General features: G+C 70.8%; 21 protein-coding genes, 1 pseudogene and 1 riboswitch. Of the genes and pseudogenes, 11 read left to right on the top strand and 11 right to left on the bottom strand.

Annotated features, from left to right (window positions below):
• The first annotated feature begins 39 nt into the window (after positions 1-39).
• Together AB0N81_RS03240 and murQ are read left to right on the top strand one after the other, a co-directional pair.
• Positions 40-963: a MurR/RpiR family transcriptional regulator gene (locus AB0N81_RS03240; protein WP_365355184.1), complete on the top strand. Its 924-nt coding sequence runs from the start codon at positions 40-42 to the stop codon at positions 961-963.
• A gap of 68 nt (positions 964-1,031) precedes the next feature.
• A complete protein-coding gene (gene murQ / locus AB0N81_RS03235) occupies positions 1,032-2,045 on the top strand; it encodes an N-acetylmuramic acid 6-phosphate etherase (RefSeq protein WP_365355183.1) in 1,014 nt (337 codons plus the stop codon).
• Positions 2,046-2,125: 80 nt separating this feature from the next.
• Here the strand turns inward: murQ and AB0N81_RS03230 are convergent, their stop codons facing one another.
• From AB0N81_RS03230 to AB0N81_RS03220, 3 genes are all read right to left on the bottom strand, one after another.
• A complete protein-coding gene (locus tag AB0N81_RS03230) occupies positions 2,126-2,728 on the bottom strand; it encodes a Uma2 family endonuclease (RefSeq protein WP_365355182.1) in 603 nt (200 codons plus the stop codon).
• A 113-nt stretch (positions 2,729-2,841) separates the two neighbouring features.
• The gene (locus tag AB0N81_RS03225; RefSeq protein ID WP_365355180.1) at positions 2,842-3,075 is read right to left on the bottom strand and encodes a hypothetical protein; all 234 of its coding nucleotides are present in this window, start codon (positions 3,073-3,075) and stop codon (positions 2,842-2,844) included.
• Complete coding sequence (locus AB0N81_RS03220; protein WP_365355178.1) at positions 3,072-3,284, bottom strand: hypothetical protein; 213 nt, start codon at positions 3,282-3,284, stop codon at positions 3,072-3,074. Before AB0N81_RS03220 ends, AB0N81_RS03225 begins: the two co-directional genes overlap by 4 nt.
• Positions 3,285-3,378: 94 nt before the next feature.
• Between AB0N81_RS03220 and AB0N81_RS03215 the strand changes: the two are divergent.
• Both AB0N81_RS03215 and AB0N81_RS03210 read left to right on the top strand, forming a co-directional pair.
• Positions 3,379-3,881 (top strand): annotated as a pseudogene (locus tag AB0N81_RS03215) (Scr1 family TA system antitoxin-like transcriptional regulator).
• A gap of 938 nt (positions 3,882-4,819) precedes the next feature.
• A complete protein-coding gene (locus AB0N81_RS03210) occupies positions 4,820-6,202 on the top strand; it encodes a hypothetical protein (RefSeq protein WP_365355176.1) in 1,383 nt (460 codons plus the stop codon).
• 128 nt (positions 6,203-6,330) lie between these two features.
• Here the strand turns inward: AB0N81_RS03210 and groL are convergent, their stop codons facing one another.
• The 4 genes from groL to thrC form a co-directional block, all read right to left on the bottom strand.
• The gene (gene groL / locus AB0N81_RS03205) at positions 6,331-7,956 is read right to left on the bottom strand and encodes a chaperonin GroEL (protein ID WP_365355174.1); all 1,626 of its coding nucleotides are present in this window, start codon (positions 7,954-7,956) and stop codon (positions 6,331-6,333) included.
• 372 nt (positions 7,957-8,328) lie between these two features.
• Positions 8,329-8,532, bottom strand: a complete 204-nt coding sequence (locus AB0N81_RS03200; RefSeq protein WP_005315736.1) for a cold-shock protein — start codon at positions 8,530-8,532, stop codon at positions 8,329-8,331.
• Between the two features lie 419 nt (positions 8,533-8,951).
• Positions 8,952-9,227, bottom strand: coding sequence for a MoaD/ThiS family protein (locus AB0N81_RS03195; protein ID WP_150184767.1), 276 nt, complete (start codon positions 9,225-9,227; stop codon positions 8,952-8,954).
• A 117-nt stretch (positions 9,228-9,344) separates the two neighbouring features.
• Positions 9,345-10,664, bottom strand: coding sequence for a threonine synthase (gene thrC, locus AB0N81_RS03190; RefSeq protein WP_365355172.1), 1,320 nt, complete (start codon positions 10,662-10,664; stop codon positions 9,345-9,347).
• Positions 10,658-10,786: riboswitch (SAM riboswitch) on the bottom strand. Its footprint overlaps the gene before it by 7 nt.
• Before the next feature lie 164 nt (positions 10,787-10,950).
• Here thrC and AB0N81_RS03185 point away from each other — a divergent pair.
• Positions 10,951-11,895 (top strand): glucosyl-3-phosphoglycerate synthase, encoded by a 945-nt coding sequence (locus AB0N81_RS03185; RefSeq protein ID WP_365355170.1) that lies wholly within the window; start codon positions 10,951-10,953, stop codon positions 11,893-11,895.
• 67 nt (positions 11,896-11,962) lie between these two features.
• A complete protein-coding gene (locus AB0N81_RS03180; RefSeq protein WP_365355168.1) occupies positions 11,963-13,369 on the top strand; it encodes a trehalose-6-phosphate synthase in 1,407 nt (468 codons plus the stop codon).
• A gap of 52 nt (positions 13,370-13,421) precedes the next feature.
• On the opposite strand, the gene otsB is transcribed toward AB0N81_RS03180, so the two are convergent.
• From otsB to AB0N81_RS03165, 3 genes are all read right to left on the bottom strand, one after another.
• The gene (gene otsB / locus AB0N81_RS03175) at positions 13,422-14,294 is read right to left on the bottom strand and encodes a trehalose-phosphatase (RefSeq protein WP_365355166.1); all 873 of its coding nucleotides are present in this window, start codon (positions 14,292-14,294) and stop codon (positions 13,422-13,424) included.
• Between the two features lie 19 nt (positions 14,295-14,313).
• Complete coding sequence (locus tag AB0N81_RS03170; protein ID WP_365355164.1) at positions 14,314-14,571, bottom strand: DUF3263 domain-containing protein; 258 nt, start codon at positions 14,569-14,571, stop codon at positions 14,314-14,316.
• Positions 14,572-14,662: 91 nt separating this feature from the next.
• Positions 14,663-15,880, bottom strand: a complete 1,218-nt coding sequence (locus AB0N81_RS03165) for an extracellular solute-binding protein (protein ID WP_365355662.1) — start codon at positions 15,878-15,880, stop codon at positions 14,663-14,665.
• A gap of 219 nt (positions 15,881-16,099) precedes the next feature.
• On the opposite strand from AB0N81_RS03165, the gene AB0N81_RS03160 reads away from it, so the two are divergent.
• Entirely contained in the window at positions 16,100-16,993 is an 894-nt protein-coding gene (locus AB0N81_RS03160) for a sugar isomerase (protein ID WP_365355162.1), read from the top strand.
• A 20-nt stretch (positions 16,994-17,013) separates the two neighbouring features.
• Here the strand turns inward: AB0N81_RS03160 and AB0N81_RS03155 are convergent, their stop codons facing one another.
• Positions 17,014-17,895 carry a beta-propeller fold lactonase family protein gene (locus tag AB0N81_RS03155; protein WP_365355160.1) on the bottom strand — a complete coding sequence of 294 codons (882 nt, stop codon included), beginning with the start codon at positions 17,893-17,895 and terminating at the stop codon, positions 17,014-17,016.
• 404 nt (positions 17,896-18,299) lie between these two features.
• On the opposite strand from AB0N81_RS03155, the gene AB0N81_RS03150 reads away from it, so the two are divergent.
• From AB0N81_RS03150 to AB0N81_RS03135, 4 genes are all read left to right on the top strand, one after another.
• Positions 18,300-19,304 (top strand): ROK family protein, encoded by a 1,005-nt coding sequence (locus tag AB0N81_RS03150; protein WP_365355158.1) that lies wholly within the window; start codon positions 18,300-18,302, stop codon positions 19,302-19,304.
• A complete protein-coding gene (nagA, locus tag AB0N81_RS03145; protein WP_365355156.1) occupies positions 19,304-20,443 on the top strand; it encodes an N-acetylglucosamine-6-phosphate deacetylase in 1,140 nt (379 codons plus the stop codon). Before AB0N81_RS03150 ends, nagA begins: the two co-directional genes overlap by 1 nt.
• Before the next feature lie 157 nt (positions 20,444-20,600).
• Positions 20,601-21,536: a 1-phosphofructokinase family hexose kinase gene (locus AB0N81_RS03140; RefSeq protein ID WP_365355154.1), complete on the top strand. Its 936-nt coding sequence runs from the start codon at positions 20,601-20,603 to the stop codon at positions 21,534-21,536.
• Positions 21,537-21,570: 34 nt separating this feature from the next.
• Positions 21,571-22,434, top strand: coding sequence for a class II fructose-bisphosphate aldolase (locus tag AB0N81_RS03135; protein WP_365355152.1), 864 nt, complete (start codon positions 21,571-21,573; stop codon positions 22,432-22,434).
• The last annotated feature ends 10 nt before the right edge of the window (positions 22,435-22,444 follow it).

Raw genomic sequence — 22,444 nt, 5'->3', positions numbered from 1 at the left:
GACCTTGACCGCACCCCAGTCCGAAAATACCTTTCAGATGTGAGCAATGATGTGAAGGAAATTTTCGCGGACGCCGCGCCCCCCGCCCCCGCCGCCCTCGCGGCCAAGGTGCGGACCCTGGCGCCGTCGATGACCCGCTCCATGCAGCGGGTCGCCGAGGCCGTCGCCGGCGACCCCGCGGGATGCGCGGCCCTCACGGTCACCGGCCTCGCCGAGCTCACGGGCACGAGCGAGGCGACCGTGGTGCGCACCGCCCGCCTCCTCGGCTACCCCGGGTACCGGGACCTGCGCCTCGCGCTCGCCGGCCTCGCCGCCCAGCAGCAGTCGGGGCGCGCGCCCGCCGTCACCGCGGACATCGCCGTCGACGACCCCATCGCGGACGTCGTGGCGAAGCTCGCGTACGACGAGCAGCAGACCCTCGCCGACACCGCCGCCGGGCTCGACACCGTGCAGCTCGGCGCCGCCGTCGCCGCGCTCGCCACCGCCCGCCGGGTGGAGATCTACGGCGTCGCGGCCTCGGGACTCGTCGCCCAGGACCTCGCCCAGAAGCTGCTGCGCATCGGGCACATCGCGCACGCGCACTCCGACCCGCACCTGGCCGTCACCAACGCGGTGACGCTGCGCGCCAAGGACGTCGCGATCGCGATCACCCACTCCGGTTCGACCGGCGACGTGATCGAACCCCTCCGCGTCGCCTTCGAGCACGGCGCGACGACGATCGCGATCACCGGCCGGCCCGGCGCGTCCGTCTCGCAGTACGCCGATCACATACTGACCACGTCGACGGCCCGCGAGAGCGAGCTGCGACCGGCTGCGATGTCGTCCCGTACGAGTCAACTCCTCGTGGTTGACTGCCTTTTCGTGGGCGTGGCGCAGCGGACGTACGAGACGGCGGCCCCCGCGCTCGCCGCGTCCTACGAGGCGCTCGCCCACCGCCACCACCCGCGCGGCGGCACCCGCTGACGCCCTCGCTACCCCTCTTCTTCTCCACCCCAACCCCCCGCACCGGACACGAAAGAGCCGCACCCGCCATGACCTCCACCACCGACGCGACCGACCCGACCGGCGCCGACTCCGACTCCGCCCCGCACCACCACCAGCACAAGCGCGGTGACGACTACGGCGAGCTCCGCGCCCAGCTGGCCACCCTCACCACCGAGGCGTTCCGCCCCGAGCTCTCCGAGATCGACCGGCTGCCCACCGCGGAGATCGCGAAGATCATGAACGGTGAGGACGCGTCCGTCCCCGCGGCCGTCGCCGAGCAGCTGCCCGCGATCGCCGCCGCCATCGACGGCACCGCGGCCCGCATGGCCCGCGGCGGCCGCCTGGTCTACGCGGGCGCGGGCACGGCCGGGCGGCTCGGCGTGCTCGACGCCTCCGAGTGCCCGCCCACCTTCAACACCGACCCCGCCGAGGTCGTCGGTCTCGTCGCGGGCGGCCCGAGCGCCATGGTCAAGGCGGTCGAGGGCGCGGAGGACAGCAAGGAGCTGGCCGCCGAGGACCTGGACGGGCTCGGCCTCACCGCGGACGACATCGTCGTCGGCATCTCCGCCTCCGGCCGCACCCCGTACGCGATCGGCGCGGTGGAGCACGCCCGCGCCCGCTACGGCGCGCTGACCATCGGCCTCTCCTGCAACGCGGACAGCGCGCTCGCGGCCGCCGCCGACCACGGCATCGAGGTCGTCGTGGGCCCCGAACTCCTCACCGGCTCCACCCGCCTCAAGGCGGGCACGGCCCAGAAGCTCGTCCTCAACATGCTGTCGACGATCACGATGATCCGCCTCGGCAAGACGTACGGGAACCTGATGGTGGACGTGCGCGCGTCGAACGAGAAGCTGCGGGCCCGCTCCCGCCGCATCGTCGCCCTCGCCACGGGCGCCTCCGACGAGGAGATCGAGGCGGCGCTCGCCGCCACGGACGGAGAGGTGAAGAACGCGATCCTCACGATCCTCGGCGGGGTCGACGGCCCCACGGCCGCAGACCTCCTCACCACCTCCGCCGGCCACCTCCGCACAGCCCTCGACAACGCCCGCACCACGGACTAGCGGACTGGTTCACACCTGGCCGCCATGAGCCACACCCGCTGGCATACCAGCGGCCTGCAGCCAGCCGGAACATTCGCCGTTCAGCCGGGAAACCCCGCCGTGTCGACGGTCGCCGCGAACGGGTCCGGCAACTCGACGCTCTCCCCGAACGGCACCCGCTCGGCGTGCTTGTACGCCCCGTTCTGCGGCCCTGTGAAGAGCGTGACGGTCGGCCCGTGCTCGTCGAAGCGGTCCACGAGCAGGTAGACGGGCACCGGGGCGTGACCGTAGGCCCACAGCTTCTTGGTGCGGTCGTCCTTGGCGTTGCTCTGCGAGGTGATCTCGACGACGAGCAGCGCCTCCGCCGCGTCCAGCGGATCGTTGACGTCCGGATCGGCCGCGTCCACGGCCTCGCGCGGGGCGAGTACGAGGTCCGGGACGTACAGCTTGCCCAGGGGGGCGATGTGGAGGCCGAGGGTCTGGTACACCCCCAGCTCATCCGGAGCCGATCGGTAGAGAACCCTCTGCAGGGCATCAGCGATTCCGTTGTGGTGCCTGTGCGGGGGCGGTACCCAGGCGATCTGCCCTTCATCGATCTCGGCGTGCCAGCCCTCCGGCACATCCAGCTCACGCCAGGCCTGGAGCAGGACGTCCCACGACCGGTGGTCGGGAGCCGTGTCGTGCTCGACCGGTGCCGCGGTCATCGCTGGTCCCTTCGCATTCGGCCTGCTGCGCACGAGCGCAGATCGACGAGCCTGCGGTCGTTGACCGCTCGCTCCCAGCGTCCCACGAACGAGCGCCCGAGACGCCGACCCGCTCACCAGGGCCGCGCCTGCACCTGCCGGTTCAGTTGCCTCACCTTCGCCCGGAGCACCTCCCCCGGCTCCGCGTCACCGACCGCCGCCGGCGGGCAGTCCCACTCCCTGCCCCCGCCGATCGGTCTGAGCTGCACGAGTCCCCCCTCGCAGCCCATCACCTCCCCGACGCTCCCGTCCCGGTAGTCGACGGCGTACGTCCCCGCCTCCGGCACCCGCGGATCCTCCTCGTTCACCGCACCTCCTCCAGCACGGCGGCCAGCCTCAGCGCGGTATCCAGATTGCAGCGCCCCAACTCCACCAGAGGCAACGCCCCGTCCGCCGCGGCGGTCAACGGATCGATCCGCAGTGAGGGCAACGTGACCCCGACCTCCGCGAGTCCCGCCTTCAACTGCCGTACGGCCTCTTCGGCCGCCCGCACCCGTTCCTCCGCCGTCAGCGCCATGACCTCCGCCTTTCACACTGAGTGTTCTCGTCCCATCACCCAGAGTGTCCAACTGCGCGCAGCCTGAAAAGTCCAGGCGCCCCAACAACGCTCCGTGTTCAGTGGAGGAGTTGCCCACGACCCACCCCAAGGGCCTTGCGAACTCCGCCATGCGCGCGAGCGGGCGGGCCTCTCCCAGGAGGCGCTGGGTGCGCCACTCTTCGTCAGCGGCTCCTTCATCGGCCAACTGGAGGCGGGTACGCGGAGTATGCACTTGGAGTACGCGCTGCACTTCGACGAGGCGCTACGGCTCCACAGGAGACGATCGACGCAGACGTAGCCGCCCGCCTCGAACGAGCCCACCCTCTGGACGACCCAACAACGCCGTTCCCCTGGGCTGTACTTGACGAGGCAGCCCTCAGACGAGAGGTCGGCGGAGGCGCGGTGACGGCTGAGGCACTGCGGCACGTGGCCGGGCTGATCGACGACCCGGCCATCGTCGCCCGCCACGCACTGATGCTCAATCTCCTCCAGGCCGCTGCTCTCCCACCCAGAGAATCCCTGGCTCTGATCGATTCGTTGGCGCAGGATTACGAGCATGGGCAACACCACCCGTGAGTACGAGTTCGACGCCACGAGCTGGTCCGCATTCGTGACGAGCATCCCAACGTGAGCCGACGTCACGGCCGCAGCGCGGCCGACTACCCGGCTCCACCGCTCGGGTCACCGTTCACCGCCGGACGCCGGGGGCGCATTGGTCGTAGAGGGGGGCGCACGGCTCACGCATTCGCAACTTTCCCAAAGTAGGTCCCCGACCGCGCCCGCGACGGGCACCCACGATGAACCGGACCGCACCCGGCAGCGAGAGCCGATGCCCCGACCGGCGAGGCCGCGCAGGTGACCGAGCCTCGACCGTGACGGGCACCCACGTTGGGCCGGTCCGCACCCGGCGACGAATGCTGATGGCCCGAGCGGCGAGGCCGGGCAGTCAGCCGAGCTGCGACCGTGACATCGGCTCACGTTGGGCCGGTCCGCACCCGGCAACGAAAGATGATGACCCATCCAGGGAATCCGAAGCCCCCACCCCTGGCCGTCCGGCTCAAGGTCAACGTGCGGTGGAGGGGCGGGAGTCAAGGGTGGAGCGAAGCGGAATCGGCGCAGCCGACGCGACGCAGGAGCGCCCTTTACTGCCGCCCCGGAGGCGCCACAATCCGCAAAAAACCGGGCGGCCCCGGCAACCATCAAAGACCCAGGCCCACCAACGTCACCGCCCCTGGCCGGCTTCGCGACAGAGTTGCCGGTCCCCGGCGGCAGCCGGCCCGCGTCGAGTTGGCCGACGCGCCGCCGCCCCACGAGGGCGAAGCGGCGGAAGAGCCCCGCAACCCCAGGCCACGGCACCCCGCCCCACGCGTCACTCGCGTACGCGGCCGAACTCGGCCTGTCCGAAAGGGCCCCGGCCCAGGCGCGGATTGCCGCGAGCAGGTGTCGGCGACTACCCGACGTATCAAAGATGGCACCGGACGTCACCGCAACGGCACGACCGGAGGGGACCCTTCATGACCAAGCGCAACGAACCCGACCAGCCGAACCACCCCAACCAACCCAACCAACCCAACCAACCCAACCAGCCCAACCACCCCAACCAGCCCACCCACCCCAACCAGCCGATCCAGCCCGATCTCCAGGAGATGGACGAGCGGGAGGTGGCCGAGGCGATCGGGTCGGCCGCCCGCATCACCCTGGCCCCGGGCCCCCGCGAGGCCCGCGAGACCCCCGCCACCGCCCCGCAGCCGGACGACGAGTGGGCGCTGCCCGGCGGCACCGCGTGGGTGTACCTCGCCGACAAGGAGAAGGGCCTGACCCGCCCGGTCATCCTCGGCGACGGCTTCAACAGCGGGCCGAGCGAGCTGGACTTCTCGTGGGAGATCCTGGAGCGCGGCCCGTACCCGTTCATCAGCGCGCTGCGGCAGCGCGGCTACGACGTCATCCTGCTCGGCTTCGACGAGCGGAGCGCGTCGATCCTGGAGAACGCCGAGGTCGCCAGGGCCGCGATCCTGGAGACCATCGCGCGCCGCACCGGCGACCACCCGCTGACCGTCGGCGGCTTCAGCATGGGCGGCCTGGTCACGCGGTACGCGCTCGCCAAGATGGAGCACGACGGCGGGACCGGCGGGACCGGCGAGAACGACCACCAGACCGCCCTGTACTTCTCCTACGACAGCCCGCACCGCGGCGCCTGGATACCCATCGCCCTGCAGTCGTTCGCGCACTACATCCGGCGGCTCAACGCGGCGTTCTCGAACCAGATGAACAGCCCGGCCGCGCGTCAGCTGCTGTGGCAGCACATCAGCGAGTGGGGCGACACCCCCGAGACGGACAAGGAGCGCGGCACCTTCCTCGCCGAGCTGGACCGAGTGGGCCGCTGGCCCTCGCGGCCGAAGAAGATCGGCGTGGCCAACGGCTCCCGCATCGGCGAGAACAACGGCGTCCCGGCCGGTGAGCAGGCCTTCCACGGCAAGGGCCTCGCCATCACCGGCACCCACCTGTACACGCAGTCGGCGGGCGAGGACCAACTCGTCGCCCAGCTGCGCGTGGTGACCCTGCGCAGGCCGCGCATCCGCACCGCGAACCTCCCCGAGATCGACAGCGCGCCCGGCGGCACCCTGGAGGGCTTCGGCATCCTCGCCGACGAACTGAACAAGATCCCCGCGCTGATCGGCCTCGGCTCCGAGGCGGACTTCCGCGAGCACTGCTTCGTACCGACGGTCAGCGCGATCGCCCTGCGCGACATCGACACCCACGAGAAGCTGTACGAGCCCGTCACGGCCGCGGCGGAGAAGGAGAGCGAACTGGACGAATTCCTCTGCTCCTCCCGCAACGAGGGCCACACCCTGGTCACCGAGGAACTCTGCACCTGGATTCTGGACCGCCTGCCGTAACCCGGACTGCCTGCCGTAACCCGGAAAACAACCCGGAAAGTAACCCGGAAACGCCCGAGGGCGGCACCCCTTCGTGAGAAGGGGTGCCGCCCTCGGTACGTACGGGACAGTGATCAACCAGAGGTCGATCAGAAGTCCATGTCACCGCCCGGCATGCCGCCGCCGGCCGGGGCAGCGCCCGCCTTCTCCGGCTTGTCGGCGATGACGGCCTCGGTGGTGAGGAACAGCGCGGCGATGGAGGCGGCGTTCTGCAGGGCAGAGCGCGTCACCTTCGCCGGGTCGAGGATGCCCTCGGCGATCATGTCCACGTACTCACCGGTCGCGGCGTTCAGGCCGTGGCCGACGGTCAGGTTGCGCACCTTCTCGACGACGACACCACCCTCGAGGCCGGCGTTGACGGCGATCTGCTTCAGCGGGGCCTCGAGGGCCAGCTTCACAGCGGCGGCACCCGTGGCCTCGTCGCCCTCGAGCTCCAGCTTCTCGAACACCTGGGAGGCCTGCAGCAGGGCCACGCCACCACCGGCGACGATGCCCTCCTCGACGGCCGCCTTCGCGTTGCGAACGGCGTCCTCGATGCGGTGCTTGCGCTCCTTGAGCTCGACCTCGGTCGCGGCACCGGCCTTGATGACGGCCACGCCGCCCGCGAGCTTCGCCAGGCGCTCCTGGAGCTTCTCGCGGTCGTAGTCCGAGTCGCTGTTCTCGATCTCGGCGCGGATCTGGTTGACGCGGCCCTGGACCTGGTCGCTCTCACCGGAGCCGTCGACGATGGTCGTCTCGTCCTTGGTGATGACGACCTTGCGGGCGCGGCCGAGCAGGTCGAGACCGGCGTTCTCCAGCTTGAGGCCGACCTCCTCGGAGATGACGGTGCCACCGGTGAGGATGGCGATGTCGCCGAGCATGGCCTTGCGGCGGTCACCGAAGCCCGGGGCCTTGACGGCGACGGACTTGAAGGTGCCACGGATCTTGTTGACGACGAGCGTGGACAGCGCCTCGCCCTCGACGTCCTCCGCGATGATCAGCAGCGGCTTGCCCGACTGCATGACCTTCTCCAGCAGCGGAAGGAGGTCCTTCACGTTGGAGATCTTGGAGTTGACGATCAGGATGTACGGGTCGTCGAGCGACGCCTCCATACGCTCCATGTCGGTGGCGAAGTACGCCGAGATGTAGCCCTTGTCGAAGCGCATACCCTCGGTGAGCTCCAGCTCCAGACCGAAGGTCTGGGACTCCTCGACGGTGATGACGCCTTCCTTGCCGACCTTGTCCATCGCCTCGGCGATGAGCTCGCCGATCTGCGTGTCGGCGGCGGAGATGGAGGCCGTGGAAGCGATCTGCTCCTTGGTCTCGACATCCTTCGCCTGCTCGAGCAGGGCGCCGGAGACGGCCTCGACGGCCTTCTCGATGCCGCGCTTCAGAGCCATCGGGTTGGCGCCGGCGGCCACGTTGCGCAGACCCTCGCGCACCAGGGCCTGGGCCAGGACGGTCGCGGTCGTCGTGCCGTCACCGGCGACGTCGTCCGTCTTCTTCGCGACCTCCTTGACCAGCTCGGCGCCGATCTTCTCGTACGGGTCCTCGAGCTCGATCTCCTTGGCGATGGACACACCATCGTTGGTGATCGTGGGGGCGCCCCACTTCTTCTCGAGGACGACGTTGCGACCCTTGGGGCCCAGGGTCACCTTGACGGCGTCGGCGAGCTGGTTCATGCCGCGCTCGAGGCCGCGCCGTGCCTCCTCGTCGAACGCGATGATCTTGGCCATGTGAAGTGGTCCTCCCGGACGGGGTGGAAAAGCAAACGGACCGTGCTGGTGCCCGCGACGGACGGACTGCGTGCCGTGTGGTTCCTTGCCCCACTCGGCCTGCGGACCTCACCGACCCGATCCAAGTTCTGTCACTCTCACTGGGAGAGTGCTAAGCCCAATGATTAGCACTCGACCCCCACGAGTGCAAGGTGCTCCCGCCAGATCCGCCCGGCGCGCGGGAGCACGGACGCACATGAGGGGCTCGCCCCGAAGCACATGAGGGGCTCGCCCCGAAGCACACGAGGGCCCCCGGACGCACACGAGGGGCCCGTACCCCTGTCGGGATACGAGCCCCTCGCGCTACTTGCTTCGGTGGTCGATCGCGCCGAGCTAGACGGCGAGCTTGACCATGTCCGCCTGCGGACCCTTCTGGCCCTGCGAGATCTCGAACTCGACTCGCTGACCTTCTTCAAGGGTGCGGTAGCCGTCCATCTGGATCGCGCTGTAGTGGACGAAAACATCCGCACCACCGTCGACCGCGATGAAGCCGTACCCCTTCTCCGCGTTGAACCACTTGACGGTGCCCTGAGCCATGCCTAACTCCCCTATTACTGGCCCTTGCACAGGACCGCACTTCGCGGACCCGGGTCAGACCTCACCCCCCACTGATTGGGGGTGTGCGCCGGAACGCGTCGACCGCCGCTGAATGTATCTGTCCAACTGCCGTCTGCAACAGGTCAATCGGACGAGAATTCTGGGCACGCCCGAACGGTAATATGCGGAGAATTCGCCGGAATTCAGGGCAAGTCGGGCCAGGCAAAAGCGGCATAAGGCTCAAATGGGCAGCGCTCTTTGGCTACTTCTTGTCGGCTCCGGGCCGACTTCGTATATGCACTCGGCACTGACGGCGAAGCACGCTTCCCAACTGTACCGCGCTCAACCATGCAGAATTGCCCCCTCCGTTTCTCTCGCGGAGGGGGCAATTCAGATAACGCAGGGTGCTTGCGAAAAGATCAGCCGCCGGCGACGGCGGGAATGATCGAGACACCGGCGCCGTCCGGCGTGGCCGTCTCCAGGCCCTGCTCAAAACGGACGTCGTCGTCGTTCACGTACACGTTGACGAAGCGGCGCAGCTTGCCCTGGTCGTCCAGGACGCGGGCGGCGATGCCGGTGTGGTTCTTCTCCAGATCGGCGATGACCTCACCAAGATTCGCCCCCTCGGCGACGACCTCGGCCTTGCCACCGGTGTAGGTGCGCAGAATGGTGGGGATACGGACGTTGACGCTCATGGATTCACCTCGGTGATTGAGGGGGACGGTCAGGTGGCGCCCCTTCAGGGGCGCGGGGAACTGCGCGAGGACGGACCACGACCCGCGGTCGACAGCGGACCTCGGGCCCTACGGCGACTAGTCGGCGAGCCCCGCGGAGCGAAACGCTTCGAGACTGGGCTTGATCGTCGCCGTGGCCTGCGAAGTCTCAGCGACAGCGTCCAGCGTCTTCAGGCCGTCCCCGGTGTTGAGCACGACCGTGGTGAGGGCCGGGTCGAGGAGCCCCGCCTCGAAGAGCTTCTTCGTGACGCCCACCGTCACACCCCCCGCGGTCTCCGCGAAGATCCCTTCCGTGCGCGCGAGAATCTTGATCGCCTCGACGACCTGCTCGTCGTTCACATCCTCCACCGCACCACCCGTGCGGCGCGCGATGTCCAGCACGTACGGACCGTCCGCGGGGTTGCCGATGGCAAGCGACTTGGCGATGGTGTTCGGCTTCTGGGGGCGCACGACGTCGTGACCGGCCTTGAACGCGGCCGACACCGGGGAGCACCCCTCCGCCTGCGCGCCGAAGATCTTGTACGGCTTGTCCGCCACCAGGCCGAGCGCGATGAGCTCCTTCAGACCCTTGTCGATCTTCGTGAGCTGTGAGCCGGACGCGATCGGGATGACGAGCTGGTCGGGCAGCTCCCAGCCGAGCTGCTCGCAGATCTCGTACGCGAGGGTCTTGGAGCCCTCGCCGTAGTACGGCCGCAGGTTGACGTTGACGAAGCCCCAGCCCTCGCCCAGCGGGTCGCCGATGAGCTCGGAGCAGAAGCGGTTCACGTCGTCGTAGTTGCCCTCGATGCCGACGAGTTCACCGCCGTAGACCGCGGCCATGACGACCTTGCCCTGCTCCAGGTCGTGCGGGATGAACACGCAGGAGCGGAAGCCGGCGCGGGCGGCGGCGGCGCCCACGGCACCGGCCAGGTTGCCGGTGGAGGAGCAGGACAGCGTGGTGAAGCCGAAGGCGCGCGCGGCCTCGAGGGCCTGCGCGACGACGCGGTCCTTGAAGGAGTGCGTGGGGTTTCCGGAGTCGTCCTTGACGAACAACTTGCCCTGCTCGGCGCCGAGTTCGCGGGCGAGGTTGTCGGCCTTGACGAGCTGGGTCCAGCCGGGGTTCAGGTTCGGCTTGTCGGCCACGTCGGCGGGGACGGGGAGCAGCGGGGCGTAGCGCCAGATGTTGGCGGGTCCTGCCTCGATCTGCTTGCGGAGGGCTTCCGGGTCGCCGAGAGGCAGGTCGTACGCGACTTCGAGGGGGCCGAAACACTCGGCGCAGGCGAAGATCGGGCCGAGCGGGAACTTGGTGCCGCACTCACGGCAGGAGAGGCCGGAGGCGGGCCCGAGGTCGACGGAAGGGGTGGTGCTTTCGGTGGCGACAGTCTGCACAGCCATGGAGGCGAGGCCCTTTCTCCTCATCTTCCTCGCGACGCATCTCGCCGCGAGACGGAATTGGCACCTTCCCCACCGTGACCTCGCGGTCGGCGGGAGGGTTGCCGGGGCTTCAACGGGCCGTTTCCCTCTGCCCCTCTGGATGAGCGGTTTTCGATTATGGGTTTCAGTTGTCGATCTCAACGCGGCGGTGACCCCGACATGCGATGGTCACCGGCGTTGTTCAAGACTGTAACCGAAGCCCCGGACCCTTGAGATAGTCGTCCGAACCGCGAGATGGGTCACATCGAACACCTATGGGAGGACCGCGACCGTGCTGGAAGAGGTCGAGCGCTGGCTCAGCAGGCGTTCCTGGTCCGTCGACGACCGGCCGACGGCCCGGCTGACCGACGCCAAGCGCGCCTGCGGCGCCTCGGTGAGCGTCGTGCTGCCCGCACTCGACGAGGAGGGGACGGTCGGCGAGATCGTCGCCGAGATACGCCGCGAGCTGATGGAGAAGGTTCCGCTGGTCGACGAGCTCGTGGTGATCGACTCCGGGTCCACGGACCGCACGGCCGAGGTCGCGGCGGCCGCGGGCGCCAAGGTCGTCCGCAGGGACGAGATCCTGCCACGCATACCGGCCGTTCCGGGCAAGGGCGAGGTGCTGTGGCGCTCGCTGCTCGTGACGAGCGGTGACATCGTCGCGTTCGTCGACGCCGACCTGCGGGAGTTCTCCGCGGACTTCGTCTCGGGGATCGTGGGCCCGCTGCTCACCGACCCGGACGTGGCCTTCGTGAAGGCGATGTACGACCGGCCGCTGGGTGAGGCTGCCGGGCAGGGCGGCCGGGTGACGGAGCTGATGGCGCGGCCGCTGCTGAACATGCACTGGCCGCAGCTGGCGGGGTTCGTCCAGCCGCTCGGCGGCGAGTACGCGGCCCGCAGGTCGCTCCTGGAGCGGCTGCCGTTCCCCGTCGGGTACGGCGTGGAGCTCGGCCTGCTCGTCGACGCGCTGCACACGGTGGGCCTGGACGCGCTGGCGCAGGTGGACGTGGGGGTGCGCAAGCACCGGCACCAGGACGGGCAGGCGCTGGGGCGGATGGCGGCGGCGATCTACCGGACCGCACAGCTGCGGCTCGCCCGCGGCCACCTCGTACGCCCCGAGCTCACGCAGTTCGAGAGGGGCGAGGACGGGTTCGTGCCGCGGACGTACGCCGTCGACACGGAGGAGCGGCCGCCCATGAGCGGCGTCGCCGAGTACGCGCACCGCCGCGTGGCGTGACCGGTCCCGGCCAGGCGGAGTCCGGCCGTACGTTTGCCCGGCCCCGGGACGGGCTACGTTTTGCCACATGGTCTCCGAGCACGGTTCGTCAGCAGCGCAGGTACTCGTCGCGTCCAACCGCGGCCCCGTCTCGTACACCGTGGAGGAGGACGGGCGGCTGACCGCCAGGCGCGGCGGCGGTGGCCTGGTCTCCGGGCTCAGCGCCATCGGTGACGAGGCCGACGCCCTGTGGGTGTGCGCGGCGCTCGGCGACGGCGACCGCGAGGCGGTGCGGCGCGGCGTCGGGGAACCGGGCGTACGGATGCTGGACATCGACGCGGCCGTCCACGCGGACGCGTACAACGGCATCGCGAACTCGGTGCTGTGGTTCGTCCACCACCTGCTCTACCAGACGCCGCTGGAACCGGCCTTCGGGCCGGAGTTCCGTGCACAGTGGGCGGCGTACGAGACGTACAACCGGGCGTTCGCCGAGGCGCTCGCCCAGGAGGCGGGGCCGGGGGCCGCGGTCCTCGTGCAGGACTACCACCTGGCGCTGGTGCCTGGCATGCTGCGGGAGCTCCGCGACGACGTGCGCATCGGCCACTTCTCGCACACGCCGTGGGCGCCCGCCGACTACTTCCGGATGCTGCCGGACGACGTGGCCGAGCAGCTGCTGCGCGGGATGCTCGGCGCCGACCGGCTCGGGTTCCTCACCGGGCGGTGGGCGGACGCGTTCACCGAGTGCTGTGTGCGGATCGTCGGCGGGACCTCGGGCACTCGGATCGGTGTGCACGGGCTCGGCGCCGACGCGGACTTCCTGCGGGAGCGGTCCCGGCGTGACGACGTCGAGGAGCGGATGCGGGCGCTGCGGGAGCAGACGGGCCGGCAGGACGGCGAGAACCGGAAGCTGATCGTGCGGGTGGACCGCACCGAGCTGTCCAAGAACATCGTGCGGGGCCTGCACGCCTACCGCGAGCTGCTCGACACCCGCCCCGAGTGGCGGGAGCGCGTCGTGCACGTCGCCTTCGCCTACCCGTCCCGGCAGGACCTGGCGGTCTACCGCGAGTACACCGCGGAGGTCTCCCGGGTCGCCGAGGACATCAACGCCACGTACGGGACGGACGGCTGGACCCCGGTGGTCCTGCACGTCAAGGACGACTTCGCCCGCTCGCTCGCGGCCTACCGCATGGCGGACGTGGCGCTGGTCAACCCCATCCGCGACGGCATGAACCTCGTCGCGAAGGAGGTCCCTGTCGTCTCCGACGAGGGCTGCGCGCTGGTCCTTTCGCGGGAGGCGGGCGCCCACGAGGAGCTCGGCGACGACGCGCTGTCCGTGAACCCCTTCGACGTGACGGCCACCGCTGAGGCGCTGCACGCGGGTCTCGTGATGTCTCCGGAGGAGCGTGCCGAGCGCACCAAGCGCCTCGCGGCGGCGGCGACGGCGCTGCCGCCCGCGCAGTGGTTCCTGGACCAGCTGCGGGCCCTGACGGGCTGAGACGCGCGGGCTGAGGCGCCCGCGCGGTCGGGGCAGCGGTCAGAGCAGACGGTCAGGGCAGCCTGGCGGTGATCGCCGACAGCAGCCGTACGACACCCAGCGGTCCGTCCACGACCAGGTCGGCCCGCCCGGCCAGCTCCTCGACCTCCGTGCTGCCGCTGCACACGAGCAGGCCCGCGACACCGTCCGAACGGAGCTTCTCGACGGCGCCGAAGGCGGGCAGGTCGCCGAGGTCGTCGCCCGCGTACAGAACGGACTCGGCGCCCACCTCGCGCAGATACTCGGCGAGGGCCACGCCCTTGTCCATGCCGGGCGGCCGCAGCTCCAGGACGAGCCGGCCCGGCTCGACGATCAGCCCGTGCCGGTTCGCCAGCTCGCCGAGCGGCTCGCGCAGCGCCTCGAAGGCCGCCTGCGGGTCCTGCGCCCGGCGCGTGTGCACGGCGACGGCGCGGCCCTTCTCCTCTATCCACGTGCCGCGCCAGGCGCCGATCCCGTCCAGGAAGCCGGGCAGCTCGGCGCGCACGGCCGCGACGCCGGGGTGCGGCTCGGCGGCGCGGACCGTGCCGGTGACGGCGTCCCAGCGCTCCGCGCCGTAGTGCCCGAGGACGACGAGGTGCTCCAGGCCGGGCACGCCCGCGAAGCCGCCGTAGCGGACGGCGACGCCCGCCGGGCGGCCCGTGACGACGGCCACCGACCGCAGGCGCGGGGCGAGCGCCGCGAGCACCGGCACGGCGTCCGGGTGGGCGCGCGCCTGCTCGGGATCGGGCACGATCGGGGCGAGCGTGCCGTCGAAGTCCAGCGCCACGACGGCACGTTCGGGCCGGGCGAGGAAGGCGGCGAGCCCGTCGCATCCCGCGGACGTCACGGGTACGGGCAGGCCGGGGGGTTCGGGCAGGTCCGACAGCGAGTACGTAGGGTCACCCATGGGCCCGACCTTAGCCGCGTCAGCGCTCGGCGCGCCGGGACTCCCGCACCCGGCGCAGCCGATTGACCGTAATCGGGTCATGGGCGAGCGCCCGCGCGTCGTCCAGGAGGGCGTTCAGGACCTGGTAGTAGCGCACCGGCACCATGCCGAGTTCCTCGCGGATGGCACGCTCCTTGGCGCCGGGGCCCGGCCACGGCCGCCGTTCGAGGGCGAGCACGGCACGGTCCCGCTCGGAGAGCCCCTCCGGCCCCTGCTCGCTCGGCCCCTGATCGCTCATGCCCGCCACGCTACCGGCCGCGTCCGACAGTCCGGCACGGCCGCCGCTACAGCCGCTACAGCCGCTACAGCCGCTACAGCCACTGCACCCGCTACTCCGCGTTCTCCGCGGTCATCGCCCGGGTCTGGATGCGGCCGAGCACCGACTTCGGGTCGCCGCCCTCGCCGACGGTCTTGCCGATGTCCTTCTTGATGTCCGCGGAGACCTGCGCCCAGGACGTCTTGCCCACCGGGTACAGCTCGGACGTCGGGAGCTCCTTGAGGAACTCGCCGAGCGGGGTGTGGCCGCGGTCCTTCGCCATCGCCTCGGAGGCGGAGGTCGTCACGGGCAGGATGTCGTACTCGTTCGAGAACTCGAGCACGTTCTTCTTGCTGTAGACGTAGTCGAGGAACTTGCCGGCCTCCTTGCGGTGACCGTTCTGCTTGAACGCCATCATCCAGTCGGCGACACCCATCGTGGCCTGCGCCTTGCCGTTGACGCCGGGCGCCGGCACCATGCCGAACTTCACGCCCTTCTTGGCCGCCATCTTCATCAGCGTCGGGTGGCCGTTGAGCATGCCGACCTCGCCGCGCGAGAACGCCGCGAACGCCTCGGCGCGGTTCAGCTCGGCCGGCGGCGTCGGCCCGGTCAGGCCCTTGCCGACGAGCTCGTCCCTGAGCCAGGAGAACGTCTTGGCGTTCTGCGGGGAGTCCAGGGCGTACGAGCCGACGTTGTCGGTGTAACCGCCGCCGCCGCTGAGCATCCACATCAGCGTCTCGGCGGGGGCCTCCTCGGGGCCGAGCGGCAGCGCGTACGGGATCTTCACGCCGCGCGCCTTGAGCGCCTTCGCGTCGGCCTGGAGCTCGCTCCAGCTCTGCGGCGGGGTGAGGTTCGCGTCCTTGAAGAGCTTGGTGTTGTAGAAGAGCAGACGCGTGGAGGAGGCGAACGGCATGCCGTACTGGATGCGGTTGACCTCGCCGGCCTGCGAGAGGGGGGCCAGGAAGTCGGCCTGCGTGGCGATGGAGAGGAGCTCGTCGGCCTCGTAGAGCTTGCCCTGCGCCGCGTAGTCGGCGTAGGCGCCGATCTGCGCCAGGTCGGGGGCCTCGCCCTTCTTGACCATGTCCTTGACCTCGCGGTCGACGTCGTTCCAGGAGTGGACGGTCACGTCGACCTTGATGCCGGGGTTCTCCTTCTCGAACCCCTCGACGACCTCGGCCCAGTACTTCTTCGAGCTGTTCGCCGCGGAGTCGCCGTAGTCGGCGGCCACCAGCTTGAGGGTGACGTCGCCGGAGTCGCCGGGACCGCCGCAGCCGGCGAGCACGCCCGCCATGCCCAGTGCGGCCACCGCCGCGGTCAGACCTGTCACGCGCCGCTGCACAGCTGTCCCACCCTCATTGCTTCCACGTTCCACTTGAACTGCGAGTTTCCCCCGAGTCCGGACACAAGGTCTACACCACCCGCGTATCACTTGTGCAACGGCGGTCCCGCCGATGACCATGGCGGGAGTCCCGCACCAGTCCCGCACTGCACTGACGAGGAGCCTTTGCGCATGTCGCGTACCGCAGCAGAGATAGCCACCCAGCCCGCCTGCTGGCGCCGGGCGGTGGAGGCGGCCGCCGGCTTCGAGGGGCTCCCGCAGCCCGGTGAGCGGGTCGCCGTCACCGGGTGCGGGACGTCGTGGTTCATGGCCATCGCGTACGCGGCGCTGCGCGAGGCGGCCGGACTCGGCGAGACGGACGCCTTCGCGTCGTCGGAGTTCCCGGCCGGGCGGACGTACGACCGGGTCGTCGCGATCACCCGCTCCGGCACGACGACGGAGGTCCTGGACCTCCTGACCCGCCTCAAGGGCACGGTTGCGACACTCGCCCTCACCGCCGACCCGAAGACCCCCGTCATGGACGCGGCGGACACCGTGGCGGTCCTGGACTGGGCGGACGAGGAGTCGGTCGTCCAGACCCGCTTCGCGACGACGGCCTTCGCCTTCCTGCGGGCCGGGCTCGGCCACATCCCCGGCCTGAAGACGGTGGCCGAGGCGGCCGTCGACGCGGAACTCGCGGTCGCCGAGCCGCTGCCTGCCGCGGTGGTCGAGGCGGAGCAGTGGACGTTCCTCGGCCGGGGCTGGACGTACGGTCTCGCCCTGGAGGCCGCCCTGAAGATGCGGGAGGCGGCCGGCGCCTGGACGGAGTCGTACCCGGCGATGGAGTACCGCCACGGGCCGATCTCCATCACAGGACCCGGCCGGGTGGCCTGGATGTTCGGCACGCTGCCGGACGGGCTCGCGGCCGATGTGGCCCGCGTCGGCGGCGAACTGGTCGCCCGCCAGGAGGCGGACCCCCTCGCCGACCTCATCCGCGCCCAGCGCCTCGCCGTGGCCCTCGCGGAATCCCGCGGCCAGGACCCGGACCGCCCCCGCAACCTCACGCGGAGCGTCATCCTCAGCTAGCGGAGCGGAGGCCGGGCGGCTCACCTCAGGGTGATGGCGATGCCCTCGGGCTGGTCACCGGTGCGCAGGGTCGCCCGGACCTTCGTGAGCGCCGGCTCGACCACCGAGACGGTGTCGGATTCCTCGTTGGTGACCCAGACCCGGCTGCCGCCAGGACTGACCGCCACGCCCTGCGGCGTCCTGCCCACGGGCACCCGGGAGAGGACACCGCCGGTCCCGGTGTCGATGACGAGGAGCACGTCGGCCCCGGAGTCCGCGGCGTACAGCCGCTTTCCGTCGGGGCTGACGCCGAGGCCGAGCGGGGCCTTGCCGACCGCCCAGGTGGCTGTCACCTTGCGGGTGGCGGGGTCGATGACGGAGATCCTCCCCGAACCCGTGTCGGCGACGTAGACCCTGTCGCCCTTCGCCGTGGCGGTGATCCCGCTGGGGAAGTCACCCACGGGAATCTGGGCCACGGGCTCATAACCCTTGGACAGTACGGTGACGCTGTTGCTGCCGCTGTTGGTGACGAAGGCGCTGCCGTCGGGCAGGGTGGCGATGCTGTGCGGGAGTTCACCGACCGAAGGCGTCGTGAGGACTTTACGGCTGGCCGTGTCGATGACGGAGACGTTGCCGCTGCCCCAGTTCGCGGCGAGTACCCGCCGCCCGTCACGACTGGCGGAGGCGGAGAACGGACGGGTCCCGACCGGCACGGTCGCCACGACTTTGCGGCCGGTCGTCTCGATGAAGGTGACCGAGTCGGACAGACCGTTCGCCACATACACGTGGGAGCCGTCGGGGGCCACGCCCACGCCGGTCGGTCCGCGGCCTGTCCTCGTGGTGGCGACGGGCTTCTCGAGCCGGACGTCGAAAGAGGAGACCGCACCGGAACCGGTGTTGGCCACATATGCGGCGATGCGCATCGGGAAGCCCTTTTCGGACGCGCCCTTCGGTTCCGGTCGCGGTGCCGGGAACGGTCCTGTGGACGCCGCGGCGGACGTGCACGCCATGACGGCGAGCGCCGACCCGAGCGTCAGAAATCGGCGACAGCCCGATCCGAAGATTCTCAGCATGGGATCTACCTCTGTGACTGTGGGGGGAAAGTCCGAGACGGATGTGCACTTCCAAACGCTCTACTCCGCGCATCCCACACGGCAGGGAGAGGGATTCGTTCTATCGCATGGCGGCATTCGGGGCGGCTTGACCCTTTCGCTTACGTGCGTGGGTCATATGACAGGCGCATCGTTCACCGCGCGTCCACCACTCGCCGACGACAGATGCGAGGTGGACTAGACCTTTCACGGGGCGACGCGGGAGACTGTCCCCCGTGAGACACGTCATCGCCCTCGATGTGGGCGGCACCGGAATGAAGGCCGCCCTGGTCGGGGCCGACGGCACCCTGCTGCACGAGGCGCGCCGCCCCACGGGGCGCGACCGCGGCGCCGACGCCGTGGTCGAGTCCATCCTCCGCTTCGCCGCGGATCTGCGCGCCCACGGCGTCGAGCGGTTCGGGGAGCCGGCCGCCGCGGCGGGAGTCGCCGTCCCCGGCATCGTCGACGCGGAGCGCGGCGTGGCCGTGTACGCGGCGAACCTCGGCTGGAGCGACGTCCCCCTGCGGGACCTCCTCAGCGCCCGCCTGGAAGGCGTCCCCGTGGCCCTCGGCCACGACGTCCGCACCGGCGGCCTCGCCGAGGGCCGCATAGGGGCGGGACGGGGCTCCGACCGGTTCCTGTTCGTACCCCTGGGGACCGGCATCGCAGGCGCCATCGGCATCGGCGGCGCCATCGAGCCCGGCGCCCACGGCTCGGCCGGCGAGATCGGCCACATCGTCGTACGTCCGGGCGGCCCGCCCTGCGGCTGCGGCCAGCGCGGCTGCCTGGAGCGCCTCGCCTCCGCGTCCGCCGTCAGCAAGGCCTGGGCCGAGGCGAGCGGCGACCCGGAGGCGGACGCGGCGGACTGCGCGAAGGCCGTGGAGTCCGGCGACCCGAGGGCCCAGGAGGTCTGGCACAACGCCGTCGACGCCCTGGCCGACGGCCTGCTCACCGCCCTCACTCTGCTGGACCCGCACACGCTGATCATCGGTGGCGGTCTCGCGGAGGCCGGGGAAACCTTGTTCACGCCGCTGCGGGCCGCCGTCGCGGCACGTGTCGTGCGGTTCCAGACGCTCCCGGAGATCGTCCCCGCGGCCCTCGGCGACACCGCCGGGTGCCTCGGTGCGGGCCTGCTGGCCTGGGATCTCCTCGATCGAAAAGCCGACCTCGACCGAAAAGCCGACCTCGACCGAAAAGCCGACCTCAACCGGAAAACCGACCCCACGGAGGTATCCACCTGATGGCCACTAGCAAGGTTCTCGCCGGTGCCCAGGTGGTACTGCCCACGGGAACCCTCACGAACGGCCGCGTCATCGTGGACGGCACCCGCATCGCGGGCAGCCCGACCCCGGGCGCCGAGACCGTCGACCTCACCGGCCACTGGGTGGTCCCCGGCTTCGTCGACATCCACAACCACGGCGGCGGCGGTGCCTCCTTCACCTCGGGCACCGTCGAGGACGTCCTCAAGGGCATCCGCACGCACCGTCTGCACGGCACCACCACCGTCGTCGCCTCCACGGTCACCGGCGAGATGGACTTCCTGGCCCAGCGGGCCGGTGTGCTGTCCGAGCTCGCCGAGCAGGGCGATCTCGCGGGCATCCACTTCGAGGGCCCCTTCATCTCGCCGTGCCGCAAGGGCGCGCACAGCGAGAGCCTGCTCAGGCACCCCGACCCGGCCGACGTGCGCAAACTCCTCGACGCGGCCCGCGGCCGGGCGAAGATGGTCACGCTCGCCACGGAACTGCCGGGCGGCCTCGACTCCGTGCGTCTGCTGGCCGAGCACGGCGTGATCGCGGCCATCGGGCACACGGACGCGACGTACGAGCAGACCGTGGAGGCGATCGACGCGGGCGCCACCGTCGCGACGCACCTCTTCAACGCCATGCCGGGCCTCGGCCACCGCGTCCCGGGGCCGATCGCCGCGCTCCTGGAGGACGAGCGGATCACCGTCGAGCTGATCAACGACGGCACCCACCTGCACCCGGCCTCCTTCGAGCTGGCCTTCCACCACGCGGGAGCCGCCCGCGTCGCGCTCATCACGGACGCCATGGACGCGGCGGGCTTCGGCGACGGCACGTACATGCTCGGCCCGCTGGAGGTCGAGGTGAAGGACAGCGTGGCGCGGCTCGTCGAGGGCGGCTCCATCGCGGGCTCCACGCTCACCCTGGACCGCGCGTTCAAGCGCTCGGTGACCGTCGACGGCCTCTCCGTCGAGGACACCGTCCGCGCCATCTCCGCCAACCCGGCCAGGCTCCTCGGCCTCGACGACAAGGTCGGCTCGCTGGAGCCGGGCAAGGACGCGGACCTGGTGGTCCTGGACGCGGCCTTCGACCTCAAGGGCGTCATGCGCAAGGGCGAATGGGTGGTTGAACCCTTTTAGCCCCCAACCCGGGTGATTTCAGAACCCGTTCAGTCTTCACGGAACACAAGGCGGTTGGCCCTCACCTCTGGGCCAACCGCTTTCTGTTTGGCATGATCAGAATCCAGGAGAGGCGAACGGCAAGCGCGTTCGGACAGGCACTTCGGGGGTGGTACGCGTGATCCTCACCGTCACGCTGAACGCGGCCCTCGACCTCACCTACAAGGTCCCCGCCCTCGTCCCGCACACCTCCCACCGCGTCACCGAGGTCACCGAACGGCCGGGCGGCAAGGGCCTGAACGTCGCCCGCGTGCTCACCGCCCTCGGCCACGACGTGACGGTCACCGGCTTCGCGGGCGGCGACACCGGCCGCCTCCTGCGCGAGCGCCTCGCCGCCGAACCCCGCCTCACGGACGCGCTCGCCCCGGTCGCGGGCGCCACCCGCCGCACCCTCGCCGTCGTCGACTCGGCGACCGGCGACACCACCCAGCTCAACGAACCGGGTCCGACGGTCACCCCCGCCGAATGGGCCGCCTTCCTCGTCTCCTACGAGGAGTTGATGCACCGCGGGAACCTGTCCGCGGTCGCCCTCTGCGGCAGCCTGCCCCCCGGCGTCCCCGTCGGCGCGTACGCCCTTCTCGTACGTTCCGCACGGGCCGCCCGCGTCCCCGTCCTGCTCGACACCAGCGGGGAGCCGCTGCGCCGCGGCGTCGCCGCCCGCCCCGACATCGTCAAGCCCAACGCCGACGAACTCGCCGAGCTGACCGGCTCCCACGAGCCGGCCCAGGCCACCCGCGACGCCCGCCGCAGGGGCGCCCACGCCGTCGTCGCCTCGCTCGGCGCCGAAGGACTCCTCGCGGTCACCCCGGACGGCGGCTGGCGCGCCCGGCCCCCGAAGCGGGTCCGCGGCAACCCGACCGGCGCCGGCGACTCGGCGGTCGCGGGCCTCCTCTCCGGACTGGCCGAACACCTCCCGTGGCCGGAGCGCCTGGCCCGCGCCGTGGCCCTGTCGGCGGCGACGGTCGTGGCGCCGGTGGCGGGCGAGTTCGACCCCTCGACGTACGAAGAACTGCTGCCTCGTGTCGAGGTGACAGGACAGGTCACCGCGGCCTGAACCTCCGCACCGCCTAGAGCAATTGGGGAGTACCGTGCCACTGGTCAGCACCGGCGAACTCGTCGGGGAGGCCCGCGCCGCGGGTCACGGCGTCGCCGCGTTCAACGTCATCACCCTGGAGCACGCGGAGGCGGTCGCGCTCGGCGCCGAGCGGGCCGGGGCCCCCGCGATCCTGCAGATCTCCGAGAACGCCGTGAAGTTCCACGGCGGCCGCCTGTCCGCGATAGCGGCGGCGACGGCGGCGGTGGCCCGCGCGTCCACGGCCCGCCTCTCCCTCCACCTGGACCACGTGACGGACGTCGAACTGCTGCGGGCCGCGCACCCGGAGGGCTGCAGTTCCGTCATGTTCGACGCGTCGAAGCTGTCGTACGGCGAGAACGTGAAGGCGACGGCCGACGCGGTCCGCTGGGGGCACGAGCGCGGCATCTGGGTCGAGGCGGAGCTCGGCGAGGTGGGCGGCAAGGAGGGCGAGGCACCGCTGGACGCGCACGCGCCGGGGGTGCGCACGAATCCGGCGGAGGCGGCCGCGTACGTCGCGGAGACGGGCGTCGACGCCCTCGCGGTGGCCGTCGGCTCCTCGCACGCGATGACGGAGCGCACGGCGGCCCTTGACCACGAGTTGATCGCCTCCCTCGCGGCGACCGTGCCCGTGCCTCTCGTGCTGCACGGCTCAAGTGGCGTACCGGATACGGAGATCCGGCGGGCCATCGCCTCCGGCATGCTGAAGATCAACGTCGGCACGGCCCTCAACACGGCATTCACGGGCGAAGTTCGCGCGTACCTCCACACCCATGAGACGGGTGTCGACCCCCGGAAATACCTCGTCCCGGCTCGCGAGGCGATGGCCGGGACGGTGGCGGGCTTCCTGGGGCTGCTGAAGCAGCCCCAGGAGCGCTGAAAGGCAGGCT

The sequence above is a fragment of the Streptomyces sp. NPDC093510 genome, from assembly GCF_040683555.1.
Lineage (GTDB): Bacteria > Actinomycetota > Actinomycetes > Streptomycetales > Streptomycetaceae > Streptomyces.
The sequence above is the reverse complement of the archived record's forward strand: the minus strand, read 5'-3'. Positions and strand labels throughout refer to the sequence as shown.